The sequence below is a fragment of the Bacillus sp. FJAT-29814 genome, assembly GCF_001510715.1.
Lineage (GTDB): Bacteria > Bacillota > Bacilli > Bacillales > Cytobacillaceae > Neobacillus.
Genome location: NZ_LMTJ01000003.1, coordinates 516,492 through 534,926, shown reverse-complemented (window position 1 = coordinate 534,926; position 18,435 = coordinate 516,492). Strand labels below are relative to the sequence as shown.

Genomic DNA, 18,435 nt, shown 5'->3' with positions numbered 1-18,435 from the left:
CAGGCGGTTCTTCTACATCAACTTCGTTAACCTGGATTTTGACTTCAGCACTTACAGTACCGCCTTTTCCATCCGAAACAGTGATTGTAAAGCTGTCTTCACCTACATAATCCTTCTCAGGTGAATATTTCCACTCGTTCGCCCCGTTTATCTCAGCTATACCGTGCGCACCTTGGGCAGAAATCGTATAATTTAACGCATCGCCATCCGGGTCATTGGCCTCAACTATACCTTCAGCCAAGGTGTTTTTATCGATTTTTACCTTAGAAAGCTCTTTTATAGTCGGTGCCCGGTTTAGTGTTACAGTAGCTTCTCCCCCAACGATGTCCCCCTCAAAAAAATTTTTATTATTTGTAGAAGCGGAGGTTACGAAGAACATCCGAAAAGGAGTGTTAATATCAATTTTCGTAAAATCTGTAAAAGTAGAAAGCGATATTTTCCAATCAATGAAATAATCCTGGTCATTATCAAATGTTGTTTCAGTTTCTTCTATTTTTGCATACTGGGACGCAGGTCCACTCCATAATTGATAATCTTCTTCAGTATTCCAATCGTGACCCTTTTTCTTCTCACCTGCATTTTTCCATAATTCAACACGTTCATCTTTACCGTTAACCGTAAGCATATACTCCCAGCCTTCAAACTTGGTATCAGTATTAAATACTACTGTCCATGCAAACTGACCAAAACCATTAGGGCCTTTTGGATTTTCATTTACTCTCATCCGAAAATATATGTACTCACTGTCCGAATAATAAAAAACAGCAGGATAGACTTCATCTCCAACAATATCTATTCTCTTCGGCGAGCTGTCACCTCCGATATCTTCCCCATATGGAATCCATTTCGGTAATTCTTTAGCCATCGCAGAATGCATAGGAAGTTGAGAAAAAATAAGTAAAAATACTAAGGTTAACTTTAATTTGAAACCCATGGGATCCCTTCCTTTTCTCTCATTTGTGTATGAAATTTTATAGATACCTAAATTAGAAGACTCCTTATGTATCACATAGGAAACTCGCAAAACAATATTTTCCATATTTCGCTAAATGTTCCCTGGATTTTATTACATGTTATCACATATTTTTACATTTATATAGACCTTTTTTCCTAATAAATAATATCAAGTAGGATAAATTCCCTATCCGAAATGATTTTCCCTTTATAGATACTCCCTATTTTTCAAAATAAAAAACCATCCCTGTAGAATCCAGTGATGGTCTATGCATTCTTATATTTATCGTTCATGTCAGTTTGTTACTAATTCTGCATCTTGATGAAGCAAGTCTCTTACTCCTTGGGGTACAGCCGTTTTTATTCGGGTCTGTCGATTAATCGTCGTGAGTATAACTTCCGCTGAAGCAATCTGATTCCCCTGGGTATTTTCCATTTGCTGCATCAGTGTAAAGCTTGTATTTCCTACTCTTTCCAGCCAGGTTCTGACTATTAAACTATCATTATTGAATACTTCCTTTTTATAATCAACTTTGATATGTACGGCCACAGCCTCAACACCCTGTTCAATGCAAAAACGATACCATTCCATCCGTGCCTGATCGAAATAATCAAACAACTTCACGTTGCTCACATGACCCTTACTCGTCTGAGCAACCAACTCCAGTTCCGAATAAGTCAATCCCCATCCCTCCTTCCAACTTAAATAAAATTATTAGAATCTTCACTATTCTACCCTAATATTAAATAATAATAAATCAAGGTATCCCGAACAAATCCGATGGTTGAATGCCTACTCCTCATTTCCCCATTTTGTCCACCCCAGGTGGACAAATGGGGGATTTGTCTTTCTATGGTGCCTGACACCAACCGTCTTTGAGAATCATTTCCTTTTCAATGTGGCTGGCGCGAATGCCGAACCTCGGTGTTATCCCGCCTATTTTTTCTCCGAGCAGGAGTTTGATGGCCATGTATGGGAGGTTGATTCCTGAGAGGCAGCTGATGTGCATGCCGCCGCTCATGCGCGGGTTGATTTCGAGGAGTTTGGGTACTCCGTTGTTATATTTTAACTGGATATTGAAAATGTATGGCAATTTGAATTCCTGATGAAATTGATGAGCTATTTCAATTAGGTCGCGGTGGTTCACAAGCTCCCGGACCCGGCCGTCGCCTTTCATTCTCGGAATTGCCACATACATCTTTTCTTGTGACGCTAAACAATCAATACTGTATTCCCGGCCGTCCAAATATTCAAGCACCATTAAATCCGGGAATGTTTCCTGCTGGCCCAAAATATCACAAGCATAGCTAAAAGGCATGCGAAAGCTGGTGCCGTGGAGGAGAAGCTGGTCGACTGAATCAATTTCTTCCTTTATCACTCGAAAACCATTCGCCCCTTCTCCAATTACAGGCTTAAAACAGACCTCATGACCTTTTTCTTTTAGCAACTGGAACGCCTTTTTAAAATCAGCGATATTATTGACAACGTAATGGTCAGGAATCGAAAAAATCGGCACACCTTCATCCTGCTTTTTCAAAAACAGTTGATAGGCAGCTGCTTTATTGTCTAGCGTTTCCACCAACTTGGCGTCGGGACAAACTAGTACCTTCACCCCGATTGCTTCAAAATCGGACATCCGCTTGGAAATTTGCACATTCTCTTTCCGCGGAATGAAAATATCAATTCCATGCGTTTGACAAAAATCAAGACAATATTCAATATACTCATCACCGGATATTTCCGGTTCTACATAGGCATGGTCACAATATTGCAAATAAAGTGCATCCGGATTGGGGCTTGTCCCATAAATAATAAATTTCCTGTTGTCAGGATTGTCACGGATCATATCTATATAATGCGAAACTGTGGTAAACCATCTGTTAAACCAAATCTTCATGTTAACCTCACTCTAGTTGTGATCCTTTTTTCCAACAAGTTCCAAACACTTGGAAATTATAACGATAATCTGAACAAAAATCAAATTGCTTCTTTAATAAAACCATTCGGCATAAGCTATTAAAAAAAAACAGCCCCTTCTGCTAAAGAGGCGAATTTGAAAAGTTTATTAATGTTTTAAGGCATATTTTCTGTCATTGATTCTGTTCGTAAATTCCATGATGGTTTTCATATCAAGATTTGAGCGGTCTTGCACTACCCCGTCAACCTTTTTTACAACCTGCCGTTCAAAGAAATTCATTTTTGAAACGAGAAATTCGCCGCCAAATAGACCCAACGCTACCGAATTTTTTCTGAGGTCTTGTGGAAAGGCTTGATTAAATTGTTCCACCGCAAGCTCTCCCTCCCGCATGCAGCAAATGAACAGGCCAAGTTCCTTTTCCAGCAATTCATCATGGTGTTTGGCGATAAACTGTTTGATTCTTCTCTGGATTGAACCCGCATGAATCGAACCACCGATTACCACCGTATCATAATCATTTAAGTTGAAATCGACCTTATCACGCTTTAAATCAACCGATAACACTTCACCTTCCAGGTGTTCAGCAACGATCCCGGCTGCCTTTTCTGTCGTACCATGGGATGAGCAATAAACAATTAACGTTTTCATGACCATGCTCTCCTTCCATCATCAGATTCGAAATACAGCCTAAAAATCCACAAAAGAACTCTCCTTATTATTATAAATCAGTTAATTCCAGTAACCGCGGATATAGTTGGCAATATTATGACAATTCGCGGCACTTTCTAAATCCCACCAAATATCGTTGCTTCCTCCACCGACAAGCTTTGTAAGCTGTAATTGTTATGAAAGTAGAAAGAGGTGAAATGATGACTCCAATCGATTTTCCGATAATTTTAGCAGGTCCGATTGTCCGCTGGGTCGAACCAACGCAAATTTATATCTGGATTGCGACAAGTAAACATTGCAAGTTAGACGCAGAATTATGGAAGATTACCAAAACAGCATCGGATGAACATTAATATGACAAGCTGACAACAAAAGCATCCGTATCCTCTCTTTCATTCGGACAACAGCTCTTTCACCATTTAATAAAAATTACCCCGAAAGATACCCAATTTCCAACTGATTTGCTTCCGGGGCGCGTGTTACCATCCATCAATGTACCAGCAGCCCATTAAAAAATATGAGCTTCTCAGGTGTATGGGGCATGTTGATGAAATTGGCCATTGCTGCAAATTCTTTCGAGCGAAAAAATAAAGAGTTGCATCGAATTTGTACTCCAGATTAGGAAATCATCCGGTTTGACAAGGACCATCCCGGTCCCTATATTTGGGAAGATTTTTTAACCTATCAAAACTTAAACGGCAAATCAAATATCGAAATAGACAATAATCTTGGAATGATAACAATTATTAATGGAGCAATCGAAAATAGTTTAATAAACGAAAAGCACAACAATTACTGAGAGATCGATTCACTAGGTGGAGTCGAATTTTTGCTTTAAGAAAGTGAAAGCCCAGCTTTGGGCTTTCACTTTTGAAATATTTTCCTTGCAAAATAGCCGATTTCGGCCACAGCTTTCCTTGCTTCCGGTAAAAACTTTCCGCTAATTTGCCAGACATGCCACATGCCTTCCCAAATCTGAAGCGTAACATCGACCCCGCCCAGCCGTGCCTGGGTCGCAAGTTTTTCGGCATCGCTTTGCAGGATTTCATGGCTGCCTGACTGGATCAACATTGGCGGCAATCCTGTCAAGTCCGCAAAAACCGGTGAGATCAACGGATGGTCAAGCCTCTCCTCTCCCGCATATAGCCGTGCTGCCCGTTTAACGGCGCCAACCGTTAAATACGGATCCTCCTGCTGATTTTTAAGATAACTTTCCCCACTGCTCGTTAAATCCACCCATGGGGATAGGCAGATAATCGCGGCTGGAAGCGGTTCATTTTGATCCCGCAGCACAAGGGAGGCTGAGACACTTAAACCAGCACCAGCCGAATCGCCTGCAAAAATAATATCAGTAGGATGAAACCCCTGTCGAAGCAACCAGCGGTAGGCCTGGACTGCGTCTTCAATCGCTGACGGAAACGGATGTTCAGGAGCCAGCCTGTACTCAGGCAGGAGAACCTTAACACCCGCGGCTTGACCAATCCTTGCGGCCAGGGTCCGATGGGTGTTAGCTGAGCCATACTCATACGCCCCACCATGCAAATAAAGAATCACTTTATTTGCATTCGATGTTGGGAAGGCCAGCCATTCTACATCCATATCCCCAATTCTAATTGGTTGACGACGGCAATGTTCGGGTAGTTTACCCAGCCTTGCCCCAATCTCATCAAACTTTTTCCTGCGTTCAGTCAGCCCGCATTCGCGCAGTTTTTTAGTTGCCAGTCTTTTTACCGATAACTTCATAAGTTTTTCAAAAATAAAATTTTGAAAGCTTGGCAATCCAAACACCTTCTTTAAAAACCATTAATTATCCTACTTTCATTATACTGGAAAAATCTCTGTTTCCTGCCTTTTCAATTTCGATTTGGCAAAAATATTCATTTTCCTTTAAAGTTTTGTAAATATTCTGTAACAATCGCAGCTCCTATAGTACAATTGAAATAGCTGGTACATAACTTTCGGAGGGTTTACATGAAGCGACTTACCGACCACCTGATTATCATTTCATTTGATTGTCTTTCAGCTTTAGATTATCCAATTATGAAAGATTTGCCACACTTTCAAACTATTTTAGAAAACGGCGCGTTAGTCAAAAATGTTAAAAGTATTTATCCGTCTGTCACCTACCCTTGCCATGCAAGCATCGTGACAGGAAATTATCCGAACCGCCATGGGATCATCAATAATACATTGCTGCAGCCTGGCCGAATTTCACCCGACTGGAATTGGTTCCGGAGGTCCATCAAGTGTACAACTTTGTATGATGAAGCCAAAAAAGCCAACCTGACCACGGCCGCCCTGCTGTGGCCGGTGACAGGAAAAGCAAACATTGATTATAACATGCCGGAAATTTTCGCCAACCGTCCATGGCATAATCAAATTGTAGTCTCATTATTAAGCGGAACACCCAGCTATCAATGGGAGCTAAATAAACGCTACGGCCATATTCGAAACGGTTTACATCAGCCGGAACTGGATGATTTTGTTCTTGAGGCTGCTGTCGATACGATTAAAACGAAGAAGCCAAATTTAATGATGATCCATTTTACAGATTTGGACTCAATGCGGCATGATTTTGGATTCTCCTCTAAGGAAGCCATGGCGGCGATCGACCGCCATCATACAAGGCTTGGCAGAATTCTTTCGGCACTTAAAGAAAGCGGAATCTATGAAAATTCGACGATTGTGGTCCTCGGCGATCACAGTGCCCTTGATGAAGATAAAGCCATTAGCTTAAATGTCCTGTTCCAGCGGGAGAACCTGATTTCCGTCAATGGGAAAGGGAAAATCACAGACTGGAAGGCCTACTGCAAAACGTGCGACGGATCGGCATATATTTATCTAAAAGACCCTAACGACAAAGCAACCTATGAATCTGTGAAAAATCTATTGGATTCCTTGCTTACCAATCCGGATGGCGGTATCGAACAAGTTCTTACTGGTCCAGAAGCAGCCAACCTAGGCGCCGATGGCAACTGCGCCTTTATGATCGAGGCTAAACAAGGTTATTTTATTTTGGAAGATTATCAAGGAGATTATTTGAAAAAAATAACCCCTGAAAACACAAAAGCAGATAAAAAATATACACAGGCAACCCACGGATACTCACCGAAAAAAGAAAACTACGGCACGATTTTAATGGCTGCCGGTAGAGGGATTAAACCTGGGACCATTCCTTCAGCAAGGCTGATTGACGAAGGGCCGACTTTTGCTAGGCTTTTGGGTGTTAGTTTAGGTGATACCGATGGCAGTGTCATCGAAGAAATGTTAGATTGGGAATCTAATAAATTGGGGGAAAATGTATGAGCCGGATGACAAAGCAAGAGAAGAGCTGGGTCTTTTATGATTGGGCCAACTCCGCCTACTCCATCCTGATTACCACTGCCGTGTTCCCGCTATACTTCAAGGCGGCGGCAACGGAAGCGGGGCTTGCAGGATCGACTTCTACTGCTTACTGGGGGTACGCTAATTCGTTTGCAACACTATTAATTTCCATCTGTGCCCCGGTGTTGGGCAGCATTGCGGATTTCCGCGGCTTTAAAAAGCGATTTTTTACCTTTTTCTTTGCGCTAGGCATTATTTTTACCTTTTTACTGGCTGTGGTACCAAGCAATCAATGGTTGGTACTATTAATCTGTTACATGCTCACCGTTATCGGTTTTGGCGGTACGAATATTTTCTATGATGCATTTCTGGTTGATGTCACGACAGAGGAGCGGATGAACAAGATTTCCTCCCGGGGCTTTGCAATGGGCTATATTGGCAGTACGATTCCATTCATTATGGGGATTGCTCTAATTATCCTCGCTCAGCAAAGTATTTTGCCGATATCAGTCAGCGTTGCCAGCCAGGCCGCATTCGCCATTACAGCATTGTGGTGGGGGTTGTTTACGATTCCCATGCTGAAAAACGTAAACCAGGTTTATTATAAAGAGCGGGTGCCAAACCCAATCGCCAATGGTTTTAAACAGCTCTTTGAAACGTTTAGAAAAATAAGAACATACCGCCCGTTGTTCATTTTTTTAATTGCCTATTTCTTTTACATTGATGGGGTTAACACGATTATTACGATGTCCACCGCCTATGGCTCAGATTTGGGGATTGATTCTACTAATCTGCTGATCATCTTATTCGCTACCCAGGTAGTGGCGGCGCCATTTGCGATCCTATATGGCAAACTTGCTGACAAATTCAAAGGCAAAACGATGCTGCTTGTCGGGATTTCCGTTTATATCATTATTTGCATTTATGCTTATTTCCTAAAAACGGTTCTCGATTTCTGGATTTTGGCTATGCTAGTCGCCACCTCACAGGGCGGCATTCAGGCACTCAGCCGTTCCTACTTTGCAAAATTGGTTCCAAAAGAAAATGCCAACGAGTTCTTTGGATTTTATAGTATTTTCTATAAATTTGCGGCGATCCTGGGACCATTCCTGGTTGGGCTCACCGCCCAAATGACGGGCAATACCAATAGCGGCGTGTTCAGCTTGGTCGTGCTGTTTGTTATCGGCGGAGTGATTCTGTTAAGGGTGCCGGAAGGAAACAAAATTTCACAATCGAGTTCCATACCTCAATAAAAAAAGAAGACGCCATTTCACTATAAGGAAAGGCGTCTTTTTCTATAAAGATCCCAGTTTCAATGTGGCGCGTGATCCAACTTCATTAGCAAATTGAACGTATTCCTCTAATTGTGAATGATCCTTCGGCGTACCCACCTCATGAAATCTGGAAAGAATGGCTGCCATGAACGCATCCCCCGCTCCGGTAGTATCAACGGCTTCTACCTTCACACCTGGGACAACAATTTTTCTGCCATCATGTACAACACAAGCGCCTTCCCCGCCCATCGTAATAAAAAGATACGGGATTGACAATCCGGCCAGTTTTTCCAAACCTTCTTCTAGGTGGTTCGTTTTCGTCAGGAAAAATAATTCCTCCTCGGCCATTTTTACAATATCGACGCGTTTTAAAAATGAAAGCACCGTTTGTCGGCATATCGCTTCACTTTCCCACCGTTTTAGGCGGATGTTAGTGTCAAACGCGACCAGACAATCATGTTCTCTGGCATATTCCAATGCCTTATTTGTCGTATTTTTTGCCGTTTCATGAAAAAGAGTTCCTGACCCAAAATAAAATAGTTTAGCTTTCTTGAACAACTCTTGTTCCAACTCATCTGCAGTCAGAAGTATATCTGGTGTTGGATTATCATACGAGTGGAAAACTCTCTCGTCTTTGTTAAGATGAACCGTAACACTGCAAATCTTCTTCTCAGAAGCCATCACACTATAGTCGATATTTACTTTTTCCTTTTTCAATTCTTTCGCAACAAAGGTACTATCCTCTTCCAATCCCAGTTTCGTTAAGTAGTAGGATGGTGTCCCCAATCTGCTTGTCCAAACCGCAGTGTTTACCGTTGCCCCGCCGAGGAATCGGTAGTATTTTGTATTACTTGGATCTTGGGAGATATAATCTATAAAAGCATCCCCGAGTGAAATTACACCTTGCTTACTCAAGGCTGTGCCCCCTTTTTCTTTGGGTATTTCCTAACATTCTATCATTGTTATTTAAACTTCTACAATAATAAAAGCACCCAGGTTCCAAACCTGAGTGCCTCCCATTTATTCTACATCATACCCTTGATCATCAATCGTTTCCTTAATGGTGGTAAGAGTTACGACATTGGCATCGAATTCCACGTCCACTTGACCTTTATCCAATTTCACTTCGACCTTTTTCACTCCGTCAAGCTTACCGACGCTGCCTTCTACGGCTTTAACACAGTGACCACAAGACATTCCGCTTACATTTAGAGTTACAGTTTCCATTATTAGATTCCTCCATTATTTTTTCATTAATTTTTGAATGGTTACAAGAACTTCATCCAGAACTTCATAATCGCCTTCCTGGATTCTTTCCACAACACAGCTTTTCATATGACCCTCGAGCAGGATTTTTGCTACGCTGTTTAACGCCGATTGTGTCGCAGAAATTTGGTTAATAACATCGTCACAATACGTGTCTTTTTCAATTAGCCCTTTTATCCCACGGATCTGGCCTTCAATCCTGTTTAGTCGTGTCACCAGATTGTTTTTTACCTTATCTGAATGATGACTTTTTCGATGTCCATCTCCAACTGCGCAACAGGATTCATCCATAACTTCCTCTTCATTCATCGACACAAGAACTCCTCCTTTTTCTTCAATTATATCATACCCCCGTACCGTAAATCGATAGGGTCAGTAAGCCTTTTATTTGTTTAATCCCACCAATTCCTCGACTTGTTCACGATTTTGTTCAAAACCAATGATAACCTTTTTTTTCGAGCCGAGGAATCCCTTTTTTTGAAAAAGAAACGTTGGGACAATTCTCGTTCCGGAAAGCTTAATTAATTCCTGCTCTTTTTCAGGCTGTTCCTGTACGTTTACTTCAGTATAACGATAACCAATTCCCGAAAGAAACTCTTTCGCTGCCTTGCAATCCAGTCACATTGGCCTAGTATACAACGTCAATTGACTCAGTCCCATACAAGTCACTCTCCATTATTTTACTTCAATCACATAAGGGAATACCCGAACCTTGCCATCTTGTTTGAACTCGGCCCAGATTTTGTAGATTCCCGGCTGATCGAACTGGGTTTCAAATTTCGGTTCATTTTCATTAAGCGGGTGAACGTGAAGATACTGGCTGGCTGACTCATCAAGAATGACGACATGGCCTGCAGCGCCAAGATAGGGTTCCAAAGCCCCACTCATTTTAAAATCCAGAGTGACAGGTTTCCCTGCTGCAAACGAGCTTACTGCCATTTCCACTGTTTTCCCATCAACGGTTTTCGTTAATGTTGGGTCTGCTTTTAGACTGTTATGACCATGTGTATCTTGCTGCTCCCCAACGGTAAAGGCGACCGGGTTGACATGATAAATTAGTTTTTCAGGCTTTATATCGATGAATGCTTTATAAGCACCTTCCTTTAATTCATGTGCGATCTCAAACTTTCCCTCGCCCATTTTTTCAGGATGCAGGTGGTAGTATTGATCAAGGTGATCGTTCACCACAATAAGGTGCAATAGCTTCTCGTGATTGATTTCAAGCTTATTAACAGGTTTGCCATTTACATCTTCTAGAGCAATCGTGACTTTTCCTTCGTGGTATTCGAAATTTGTCTTCACTTCGCCTGTCTCCTCCTCACCTCCTTCATGGCCATGACCAGCAACCTCCCCGTGTTTTTCCACTTCAGCTGCCTCTTCATGTACGGCAGCTTCTCCATGTGTCACTTCTTCCTTATTGAAATAAACATCATAGATTGTATATCCCCCTGTGACAGCGAGCACATAAATAATCGCTGCAATTGCCCATCTTTTCATAAAACTTGCTCCCCTTTGTTCGGATTTTATTCGGGATGACCGCGAATCGCGGCCGATCCCTTTATTAAAGTTTTACCCTTTGTAATCTTAATGCATTTAGGACAACGGAGACGGAACTGAACGCCATTGCTGCACCGGCAAGCCATGGTGCAAGGAAGCCAATGGCCGCAACTGGTATTCCGAGTGTATTGTAGCCGAATGCCCAGAATAAATTTTGTTTGATGTTTTGAATTGTCTTCTTGCTCATAAAGATCGCATCAACAATACTGTTTAAGTCACCACGCATCAAGGTTATATCGGCTGCTTCCATCGCTACATCTGTTCCGGTGCCAATCGCCATTCCGATATCGGCAATCGCCAGTGCCGGTGCGTCATTGATGCCGTCACCCACCATCGCCACCCGTTTGCCTTGTTCTTGAAGCTTTTTGACTTCCGTTGCTTTTCCTTCTGGCAGCACTTCTGCGATTACTGCGTCCACGCCAACTTCCTTGGCGATCGCGTTCGCAGTACGGATATTGTCACCGGTCATCATGATGACTTCAAGGCCCATGTCTTTTAATTTCTTAATTGCCGCCCTTGAAGTTTCTTTTACCGTATCAGCGACTGCAACAATGCCGGTAAATTCCCCATCAATCGCTACAAGCATGGCTGTTTTGCCGCTTTCTTCGAGTTCTTCCATCATCCGGGCTGTGGTTTCATACGTAACATTAAACTTTTTCATTAATTTGCGTGTCCCAACCAGTAGTTCCTTGCTATCGACCGTTGCTCTGATTCCATAACCCGGAATGGCCTCGAACTCAGCAACATCGGACAATTGTATTCCTCTCTCTTTAATTCCGATGACGATGGCTTCGGCAAGTGGGTGCTCGGATTGCTTTTCAGCCGAACCGACCAGTTGCAGGAAGGTTTCCTCGTCAAGATTGCCTTCAACGACAACATCCGTTAATACTGGTTTACCGTTTGTGACAGTTCCTGTTTTATCAAGAACGACAGTCGTAATTCGGTGTGTCATTTCCAGGTGTTCTCCACCCTTGAATAACACCCCTGCTTCGGCAGCCCGGCCCGAACCGGCCATAATCGAGGTTGGTGTTGCCAGACCAAGCGCACAAGGACAAGCGATGACAAGAACGGCAATCATTTTTTCCAATGCTTCAGCAAAATTACCAGGGTTCACCCAGATGAACCAAACCAGGAAGGTTACAACTGCAATACCGACAACAATCGGGACAAACACTCCGGAAATCTGGTCGGCAAGCCGTTGAATCGGCGCTTTTGAGCCTTGTGCTTCCTCGACCACTTTAATGATTTGCGCTAGCGCGGTATCTCTGCCAACCTTGGTTGCTTTAATTTTTAAAAATCCGTTCTTGTTAAGGGTTGCGCCTATGACTGGGTCACCGACTGTTTTATCAACCGGAACACTTTCGCCCGTAAGCATAGACTCGTCAAGCGCAGATCGGCCTTCGATAATTTCGCCGTCAACCGGTACTTTCTCTCCAGGCTTTACATAGATGATATCGCCGACAACGACTTCCTCAAGTGAAACCTCGATTTCCTTTCCATCCCGTAGGGCGGTTGCTGTTTTTGCTTGAAGTCCCATCAATTTCTTGATCGCTTCAGAAGATCTTCCCTTCGCTTTGGCTTCAAACAATTTACCCAGTAAAATCAGCGTAATTAACACGGCACTTGTTTCAAAATATAGTTCGACCATATGTTCACCGGTGGTAAGCGATCTGATTGATAGGTACAAACTATAGAAATAAGCGGCAGATGTTCCTAAGGCCACTAATACATCCATGTTGGCACTTCCGTTACGAAGGGCCTTATAGGTACCCACATAAAACTGTTTACCGACAACGAATTGGACTGGTGTTGCCAGAGCTAGCTGCACCCATGGGTTCATCAGCATATCCGGCAGATAGATCCACGAGGTGAATTCAAAATGGCTGACCATTGCCCACAGTAGCGGGAAGGACAGGATTAAGGAAAAGATAAATTTTCCTTGCTGTTTTTCAATTTCCTTTTGCCGGTGGTCAGTGCTGTCTGCTGTTTGATCCTGCTTCAATCTGGCCTCATAGCCAATTTTCTCCACCTTCTTGATGATTTCCTGAATATTGACTTGTGAAGAGTTATACTCCACGCTTGCACTCTCAAGGGCCAAGTTTACGGTTGCTTTTGTAACACCTTCAAGCTTGTTTAACCCCTTTTCAATTCTGGTCGCACAAGCGGCACAAGTCATGCCGATGACATCAAATTCCGCTTTTTCTGTGACGACTCCATAGCCGAGGTCATTGATTTTTTTTACAAAGGTATCAACATTCGTTGTTGTGGGGTCATACTTGATTGCCGCTTTTTCCAGGGCAAGGTTTACATTAGCTTCTTGTACGCCCTCCACTTTATTCAATCCCTTTTCTATTCTGGTCGCACAAGCGGCACAAGTCATCCCGGTAATCGGTAATTGGACTTCTTTCACTAGTTCATTCATATAGCTTCCTCCTATCCACGCTTTGATTTTGTTGGTGTGTGGATGTAGTTTTTATCTTATGTTTATATACTATACCCCCCTACCCCATATTGTCAACGAAAAAATATAAAAATTTTTCCAATTTTTTTAAGACCTTTTCTTACCTTGTTGTAAGAAAAAACTGTTATTCTATTGTTAGCAAAATTTGGGAGGGAATTTAATGAACGTGATTGAGCAATTTGGATTAATCGCTGTTTATCTCGAGGAGTTAAAAATAGTAGAAAATGATGAACTTTTCTTTAAACCGATTGGTGAAGGAAAATGGTCCTCGGCGGCCATTGTGGCACACCTATACTTTTGGGACCAATATATCCAGAATAACCGTTTGCCGTTGATGCTAAAACTAGATTCATTGCCGCGCGGCGAAGTGGATGTCCAGGAAATCAACAATGAGGCGGAAACTTTTGCCCATTCAGGGATCAGCAAAAATGAGTTAATTGACAAATTTATCAGCAACCGGAGGAATCTGATTGAGATACTAGGAATTGTGGACCTTCAAAAGGAATTCTCAATCGGGGAACACAACTTCACAATTGAAAAGTACTTTGAAGGTATGGTGGAGCATGATGAACATCATATGAAGCAGATCAAAGCTATTATTAATTAAAAATGATGCACAAAGTCACGAGATGAGTACCTCGTGATTTTTTTATCAATAAATGAAACCCCTTCCAAAATAAGACATGCTTTAAGAGGCAGGATTTGGCATTTATTTTAAGAACCCACCGGTTATTTTTCCTTCACACCTGCTCACCGCCAGATATCCCATCATTTCATGATTTTTCGACTTTGTGCTGTGATTTTATCAATAGTATGATAAAAGCCAGTTCAAAAAACAGGAGGAGATTCTAATCCATAATTTAAAATTGAAGTACACAAGTGAAATGGAAAAAGCGATGTTGGCGGCACATGGGGTTTGTTATAAAGTTTATAGCCGCAATCATAACGTGAGACTGCAAGTTGAAAAAAGACGGGAACAGGATTATGCTGCCTCACAAATCATGATTGCAGATTTAGGCCGCAGATTTCATACTTAAAATAAAATGGTGCCACGTACAAATCTTGTACGTGGCACCCGTAACTTATCCATTCTTTGTCAAAAAACTCTCCAATTGCTTTAATGGAAATAGGTCCTTTCGCAGTCCTTGCAGCAGAAATAGCCCGTCATCATTTTGATTTCCCTGTTTAATTTCAGCAATTTCATTATGAAGACGCTCCATTTTTTTATCCAATTGTGACGCCATAACAGCCGCTTCCTTTAATTCTGCCACCATATGTTTTGGGACTTCCTGATTATATTTATAATATATTTTGTGCTCCAAACTTGCCCAGAAATCCATGGCAATTGTTCGGATTTGCACCTCAACATAGATCAATTCCTCACGGTCAGACATGAAAATTGGCACCTGTAAAATCAAATGAAGGCTTTGATAACCATTTGGTTTTGGATTTTGAATATAATCCTTATTTTCAACGACGGTTATATCCTTTTGCTTAGCAATCATGTTGCTTAATTTATATATATCAGACATAAAGGAACAGGTGATCCTGATCCCGGCTATATCCCGGACATTTTCTTTTATCGAAGGCAATGAAAATTCGTAGCCTTTTCGGTACACCTTTTTATATATGCTTCAGGTGACTTTAACCGAGATGTTACATGTTCTATCGGATTATACTCATGAATATAATTAAATTCATCTTTGAGGATATTGATTTTTGTATTCATTTCATCCAAAGCGAACTTGTAGGCCATCATAAACCGAGTAAGTTCCACTTTCAATGCTTTTAATTCTTTGATGTCGAAAGCATGGTCCATATTTGATTGTAACGTCCTTTCCTACTAGCTTTCATTTTGGTCTTCGGTTCGTAATTTCATAAGCGTGTCCGGTGGAAAAACCAACCGGCAAACCCCCTTGGCGAGTTCGTAAAGATCCACTTTTTTGCCAACATGAACTCCCTCTTGATGCCCGTTCTCTACCAGTACCATAATCGACCAAGCAACGGTTTCAACATCAATGTCAGGCCATGTTAAGCCGCGTTCCTGTGCCTGGTTTATTCCCGAAAGGATTCCTTCATAGATTTTCTTCCGAGCGACTGCAATGATTTCAGCAAACTCCGGGTCTTTCAAAATTAACTCTGGCAAGACACGATGAAGTCCCGATTTATCTAAGCGGGCCGCATGGGCTTCCAACAGGGAATGCAATTTGGCTACAGGATCGCCCGAGAACCACTCTGGCTCCGGAGGCAGCATCTGCCCAATCCTATCCTCAAGCAGGGATAATAGCAGCTGGCGTTTATCGGAAAAATATCGATAAAACGTACCAATTGCCACTCCCGCATGTGCGGAAATTTCCTTGGCCGTTGTATGTTCATAGCCTTTTTCAATAAATAAGATCAGCCCGCTTTCTTCCAGGGCTTTTCGTTTTTGCTGGGCCCGTTCCTGTTTAGGAACAAATGGAAAGCTGCCAACAGGCAGTTCTTCACGCTCTGACATATGACCACCTCGCCATTATCATAACACAAAACAAAAAATTGAACTAGAGTTCACGTTTTCGTTGACAAGCAGCCTGATTTCGTGCAATACTTGAACTACGGTTCATGTTATATCACTTCCCCGTCCAACACCCCTTGACCAAAACGAAATGACTATAACATGGCCGATACTTTATAAAATTTTTTTAAAACTGCCAAAAGTAAGCAGGATATCAAAATCTTTTTCCGAATAATATAGGTTAAAGTTATTTAATATTGATGTTACTACTTTGAAAGGTGTTGATTTATATGGCAAATCAATCTGAATCCAAAAAAATCTCGGTTAACTCCACGATCTCGTTAAAAGGAATCGTAAAAGCCATCTTCAACGATACCGTTCATGTCCAAATTGGCGGCAAGATTATTACCTTGCCTGTAAAAGATTTTGGCTTGGAAAATTCTACGCAATCATAGTATTTCAAATACAAAGAAGGTCCATCACAACTATGGCGGACCTTCTTTTTTATTTCATCGCAGTCATTTTCTTATAACAATCACAGCAGACAATATGGTCATTTACCATGCCGACGGCTTGCATGTAGGCATAACAAATTGTTGAGCCGACAAATTTAAAGCCGCGTTTTTTTAAGTCTTTGCTCATCCGGTCACTGATTTCCGTCGTTGCCGGCACCTCGCCCATGTCCTTGAAGTGATTTTGAATCGGCTTGCCGTCGACGAAGGACCAGATATAATCACTGAAAGAGCCAAACTCCCCGATTACCTGAAGGAAGGCCTGGGCATTCGTGATGACGGCATTAATTTTCAGTTTGTTTCTGACAATCCCTTCATTATGTAACAGTTCTTCTATTTTTCGCTCATCGTATTTTATGATTTTTTTCGGGTCAAAGTTGTCAAATGCTTTACGGTAATTAGCCCTCTTTTTTAAAATCGTATACCAGCTAAGGCCGGCTTGCGCTCCCTCTAGATTTAAGTATTCAAATAACAAGCGATCATCATAAACAGGTACACCCCATTCATGATCATGGTAATCGATATATAATGGATCTTGATTCACCCAACCGCAACGATTCATACCCATCCTCCATTACGAAAAAATTTCCTTAGTGCCATTATAGAATTTCTTAGACAAACAAAAAAGAGCAGCTCTAAAAGAAATTTTTTCTTTCTAGGCATACTCTTTTACTTTGACCGTTAATGGTGTTCCATCGGCAATGCAACTGGAAATGCACTGTCCGCAACCTGTGCAATTTTCTTTCGATATAATCGGCACACCGTTCCAAATCCTCATTGCACCATCTACCGGACAGGCCCGGACACAATAATCACACATCACGTTTTTATTGGCCAGGCAGCTGGCAGGCTCAACCTTAACATAGCCAAGCTGCGGTTCCTTCTGAAAAAATGTCTGGCTTAAGGCATCAGCTGGACAAACATCTACGCATTTTAAGCAAAAAGTACATGAAGATTGATTTAGATTTAAAAACGGCGTATTTACGAGTTTTGCCCCATCGTTAAGTGTAAATAAAGCAATCGTTTGCTCCGGACAAACCTCCCGGCACTTGCCGCATCTGGTACAGGAAGTTAAAATCTCAAGCTCCCCGCATGCCCCCGGGGGCCGGATAAAATCGCGTTCCATCTCCATTTGCGGGGCAAAAAAGTTCCCTAAGAAACCTACCGTCGATTCCCAATTCAAAGCGAGATATTGCCTTCGGTTCAATTTCTCCGTCATCCGAGACCAGCCGCTTCCTGATAAAACGGTTCATCTTCAAAGTTTGTATAAACAAGGCAAATCCCAAGCACGCCTTCAATCAGTTTAAATTTTTCAGCCGTTAGGTAGCTTTGGTCCACTGTATCGGTTTCAAGCGTCAGAATTACTTTTTTATCTTCATGGATATGGTGCACTTCAACACCCGGCAGTTCCATCAATTTCTCAGCAGCAAAGCCGTCTTGGCCCGGGATTGTCTCCACATAAATTCCTGAAATAACCATTCTGCATACCCCCTGCGGATTAAAGGGTCTGCTGCCGCTTAGCAACAGACCCAAACTTAAGTATTAATTACCAAAAGCCGTTTTTGATTTTGTGTCATTTTGCTGCGCATGGCATTGGACACAGTTATCTCTAAAAACCTTGCCTTTTGTATCATTTTCATAGAAATGGTCTGCAGTCGGTGTTGGTGCTCCTGTTTCGGGTTTGCTGTGACAGGCAAGACAGCTCTTCTCATGCTGCTCTGGATTCCAGCGGTCAATGTGAGTAGCCGGCTGTAACGGCGGTGCATTTAACAGGGTCATGGTGGCTGCATCAGGTCTGCCCTTTTCCGCCAGCTGAACCACATTCACTGTCGCAGACGCAGTTTCCGTTTCAGATGCTGAAGACCCCAGTGAGTTCTGCAGTTTTGTTGCCCCGATGGCTAAAGTTATAACGACGATAAACGCGACGAGATAAACAATTCCTTTTTCCTTCATGATTATTTCACCCCCGTTATGCCTTTACAATTTTAACTGCACATTTTTTATA

22 protein-coding genes and 1 pseudogene are annotated in these 18,435 nt (G+C 42.1%); 6 read left to right on the top strand and 17 right to left on the bottom strand.

What is annotated here, in order from left to right; all coding sequences use genetic code 11:
• The 4 genes from AR334_RS10305 to AR334_RS10290 all read right to left on the bottom strand — a co-directional run.
• Positions 1-934, bottom strand: a 934-nt coding sequence (locus AR334_RS10305) for an Ig-like domain-containing protein (protein ID WP_172799202.1), incomplete at its 3' end; no start/stop codon positions are given.
• Between the two features lie 315 nt (positions 935-1,249).
• Positions 1,250-1,636 (bottom strand): thioesterase family protein, encoded by a 387-nt coding sequence (locus AR334_RS10300; protein WP_066309303.1) that lies wholly within the window; start codon positions 1,634-1,636, stop codon positions 1,250-1,252.
• Positions 1,637-1,805: 169 nt separating this feature from the next.
• Entirely contained in the window at positions 1,806-2,852 is a 1,047-nt protein-coding gene (locus AR334_RS10295) for an ATP-grasp domain-containing protein (RefSeq protein WP_066309300.1), read from the bottom strand.
• Positions 2,853-3,020: 168 nt separating this feature from the next.
• A complete protein-coding gene (locus tag AR334_RS10290) occupies positions 3,021-3,521 on the bottom strand; it encodes a flavodoxin domain-containing protein (RefSeq protein ID WP_066309299.1) in 501 nt (166 codons plus the stop codon).
• A 197-nt stretch (positions 3,522-3,718) separates the two neighbouring features.
• Between AR334_RS10290 and AR334_RS29470 the strand changes: the two genes are divergently transcribed.
• Entirely contained in the window at positions 3,719-3,895 is a 177-nt protein-coding gene (locus AR334_RS29470) for a hypothetical protein (protein WP_156431238.1), read from the top strand.
• 511 nt (positions 3,896-4,406) lie between these two features.
• On the opposite strand, the gene AR334_RS10285 is transcribed toward AR334_RS29470, so the two are convergent.
• Positions 4,407-5,321 (bottom strand): alpha/beta hydrolase, encoded by a 915-nt coding sequence (locus tag AR334_RS10285; RefSeq protein WP_066309296.1) that lies wholly within the window; start codon positions 5,319-5,321, stop codon positions 4,407-4,409.
• 192 nt (positions 5,322-5,513) lie between these two features.
• On the opposite strand from AR334_RS10285, the gene AR334_RS10280 reads away from it, so the two are divergent.
• Positions 5,514-6,848, top strand: a complete 1,335-nt coding sequence (locus AR334_RS10280) for an alkaline phosphatase family protein (protein ID WP_066309293.1) — start codon at positions 5,514-5,516, stop codon at positions 6,846-6,848.
• Positions 6,845-8,119 carry an MFS transporter gene (locus AR334_RS10275; protein ID WP_066309292.1) on the top strand — a complete coding sequence of 425 codons (1,275 nt, stop codon included), beginning with the start codon at positions 6,845-6,847 and terminating at the stop codon, positions 8,117-8,119. The genes AR334_RS10280 and AR334_RS10275 overlap by 4 nt, the downstream gene beginning before the upstream one ends.
• Before the next feature lie 42 nt (positions 8,120-8,161).
• Here AR334_RS10275 and AR334_RS10270 read toward each other — a convergent pair whose 3' ends face one another.
• From AR334_RS10270 to AR334_RS10250, 6 genes are all read right to left on the bottom strand, one after another.
• A complete protein-coding gene (locus AR334_RS10270; protein WP_066309291.1) occupies positions 8,162-9,055 on the bottom strand; it encodes a carbohydrate kinase in 894 nt (297 codons plus the stop codon).
• Positions 9,056-9,160: 105 nt separating this feature from the next.
• The gene (copZ, locus tag AR334_RS10265; protein WP_066309284.1) at positions 9,161-9,367 is read right to left on the bottom strand and encodes a copper chaperone CopZ; all 207 of its coding nucleotides are present in this window, start codon (positions 9,365-9,367) and stop codon (positions 9,161-9,163) included.
• A gap of 15 nt (positions 9,368-9,382) precedes the next feature.
• On the bottom strand, positions 9,383-9,715 hold the full coding sequence (locus tag AR334_RS10260; protein ID WP_066309439.1) for a metal-sensitive transcriptional regulator: 333 nt from the start codon (positions 9,713-9,715) through the stop codon (positions 9,383-9,385).
• A 75-nt stretch (positions 9,716-9,790) separates the two neighbouring features.
• A complete protein-coding gene (locus AR334_RS30760) occupies positions 9,791-10,024 on the bottom strand; it encodes a glutaredoxin domain-containing protein (RefSeq protein WP_082692889.1) in 234 nt (77 codons plus the stop codon).
• A 57-nt stretch (positions 10,025-10,081) separates the two neighbouring features.
• Positions 10,082-10,903: a hypothetical protein gene (locus AR334_RS10255; protein ID WP_066309282.1), complete on the bottom strand. Its 822-nt coding sequence runs from the start codon at positions 10,901-10,903 to the stop codon at positions 10,082-10,084.
• 64 nt (positions 10,904-10,967) lie between these two features.
• Complete coding sequence (locus AR334_RS10250) at positions 10,968-13,385, bottom strand: heavy metal translocating P-type ATPase (protein ID WP_066309281.1); 2,418 nt, start codon at positions 13,383-13,385, stop codon at positions 10,968-10,970.
• Positions 13,386-13,584: 199 nt separating this feature from the next.
• Between AR334_RS10250 and AR334_RS10245 the strand changes: the two genes are divergently transcribed.
• A complete protein-coding gene (locus tag AR334_RS10245) occupies positions 13,585-14,031 on the top strand; it encodes a DinB family protein (RefSeq protein WP_066309276.1) in 447 nt (148 codons plus the stop codon).
• 277 nt (positions 14,032-14,308) lie between these two features.
• A complete protein-coding gene (locus AR334_RS29900; RefSeq protein WP_172799201.1) occupies positions 14,309-14,461 on the top strand; it encodes a hypothetical protein in 153 nt (50 codons plus the stop codon).
• A gap of 45 nt (positions 14,462-14,506) precedes the next feature.
• Here AR334_RS29900 and AR334_RS10240 read toward each other — a convergent pair.
• Positions 14,507-15,243 (bottom strand): annotated as a pseudogene (locus AR334_RS10240) (GTP pyrophosphokinase family protein).
• A gap of 24 nt (positions 15,244-15,267) precedes the next feature.
• A complete protein-coding gene (locus AR334_RS10235; RefSeq protein WP_066309274.1) occupies positions 15,268-15,921 on the bottom strand; it encodes a TetR/AcrR family transcriptional regulator in 654 nt (217 codons plus the stop codon).
• A gap of 287 nt (positions 15,922-16,208) precedes the next feature.
• On the opposite strand from AR334_RS10235, the gene AR334_RS29895 reads away from it, so the two are divergent.
• Positions 16,209-16,373 (top strand): hypothetical protein, encoded by a 165-nt coding sequence (locus AR334_RS29895; RefSeq protein WP_172799200.1) that lies wholly within the window; start codon positions 16,209-16,211, stop codon positions 16,371-16,373.
• Positions 16,374-16,422: 49 nt separating this feature from the next.
• Here AR334_RS29895 and AR334_RS10230 read toward each other — a convergent pair whose 3' ends face one another.
• The 4 genes from AR334_RS10230 to AR334_RS10215 form a co-directional block, all read right to left on the bottom strand.
• A complete protein-coding gene (locus AR334_RS10230; RefSeq protein ID WP_066309272.1) occupies positions 16,423-16,992 on the bottom strand; it encodes a DNA-3-methyladenine glycosylase I in 570 nt (189 codons plus the stop codon).
• 93 nt (positions 16,993-17,085) lie between these two features.
• Positions 17,086-17,649 carry a 4Fe-4S binding protein gene (locus AR334_RS10225; RefSeq protein ID WP_066309264.1) on the bottom strand — a complete coding sequence of 188 codons (564 nt, stop codon included), beginning with the start codon at positions 17,647-17,649 and terminating at the stop codon, positions 17,086-17,088.
• Complete coding sequence (locus tag AR334_RS10220) at positions 17,646-17,909, bottom strand: chaperone NapD (RefSeq protein WP_066309258.1); 264 nt, start codon at positions 17,907-17,909, stop codon at positions 17,646-17,648. Before AR334_RS10220 ends, AR334_RS10225 begins: the two co-directional genes overlap by 4 nt.
• 63 nt (positions 17,910-17,972) lie before the next feature.
• On the bottom strand, positions 17,973-18,383 hold the full coding sequence (locus AR334_RS10215) for a nitrate reductase cytochrome c-type subunit (RefSeq protein WP_066309249.1): 411 nt from the start codon (positions 18,381-18,383) through the stop codon (positions 17,973-17,975).
• Positions 18,384-18,435 lie beyond the last annotated feature (52 nt).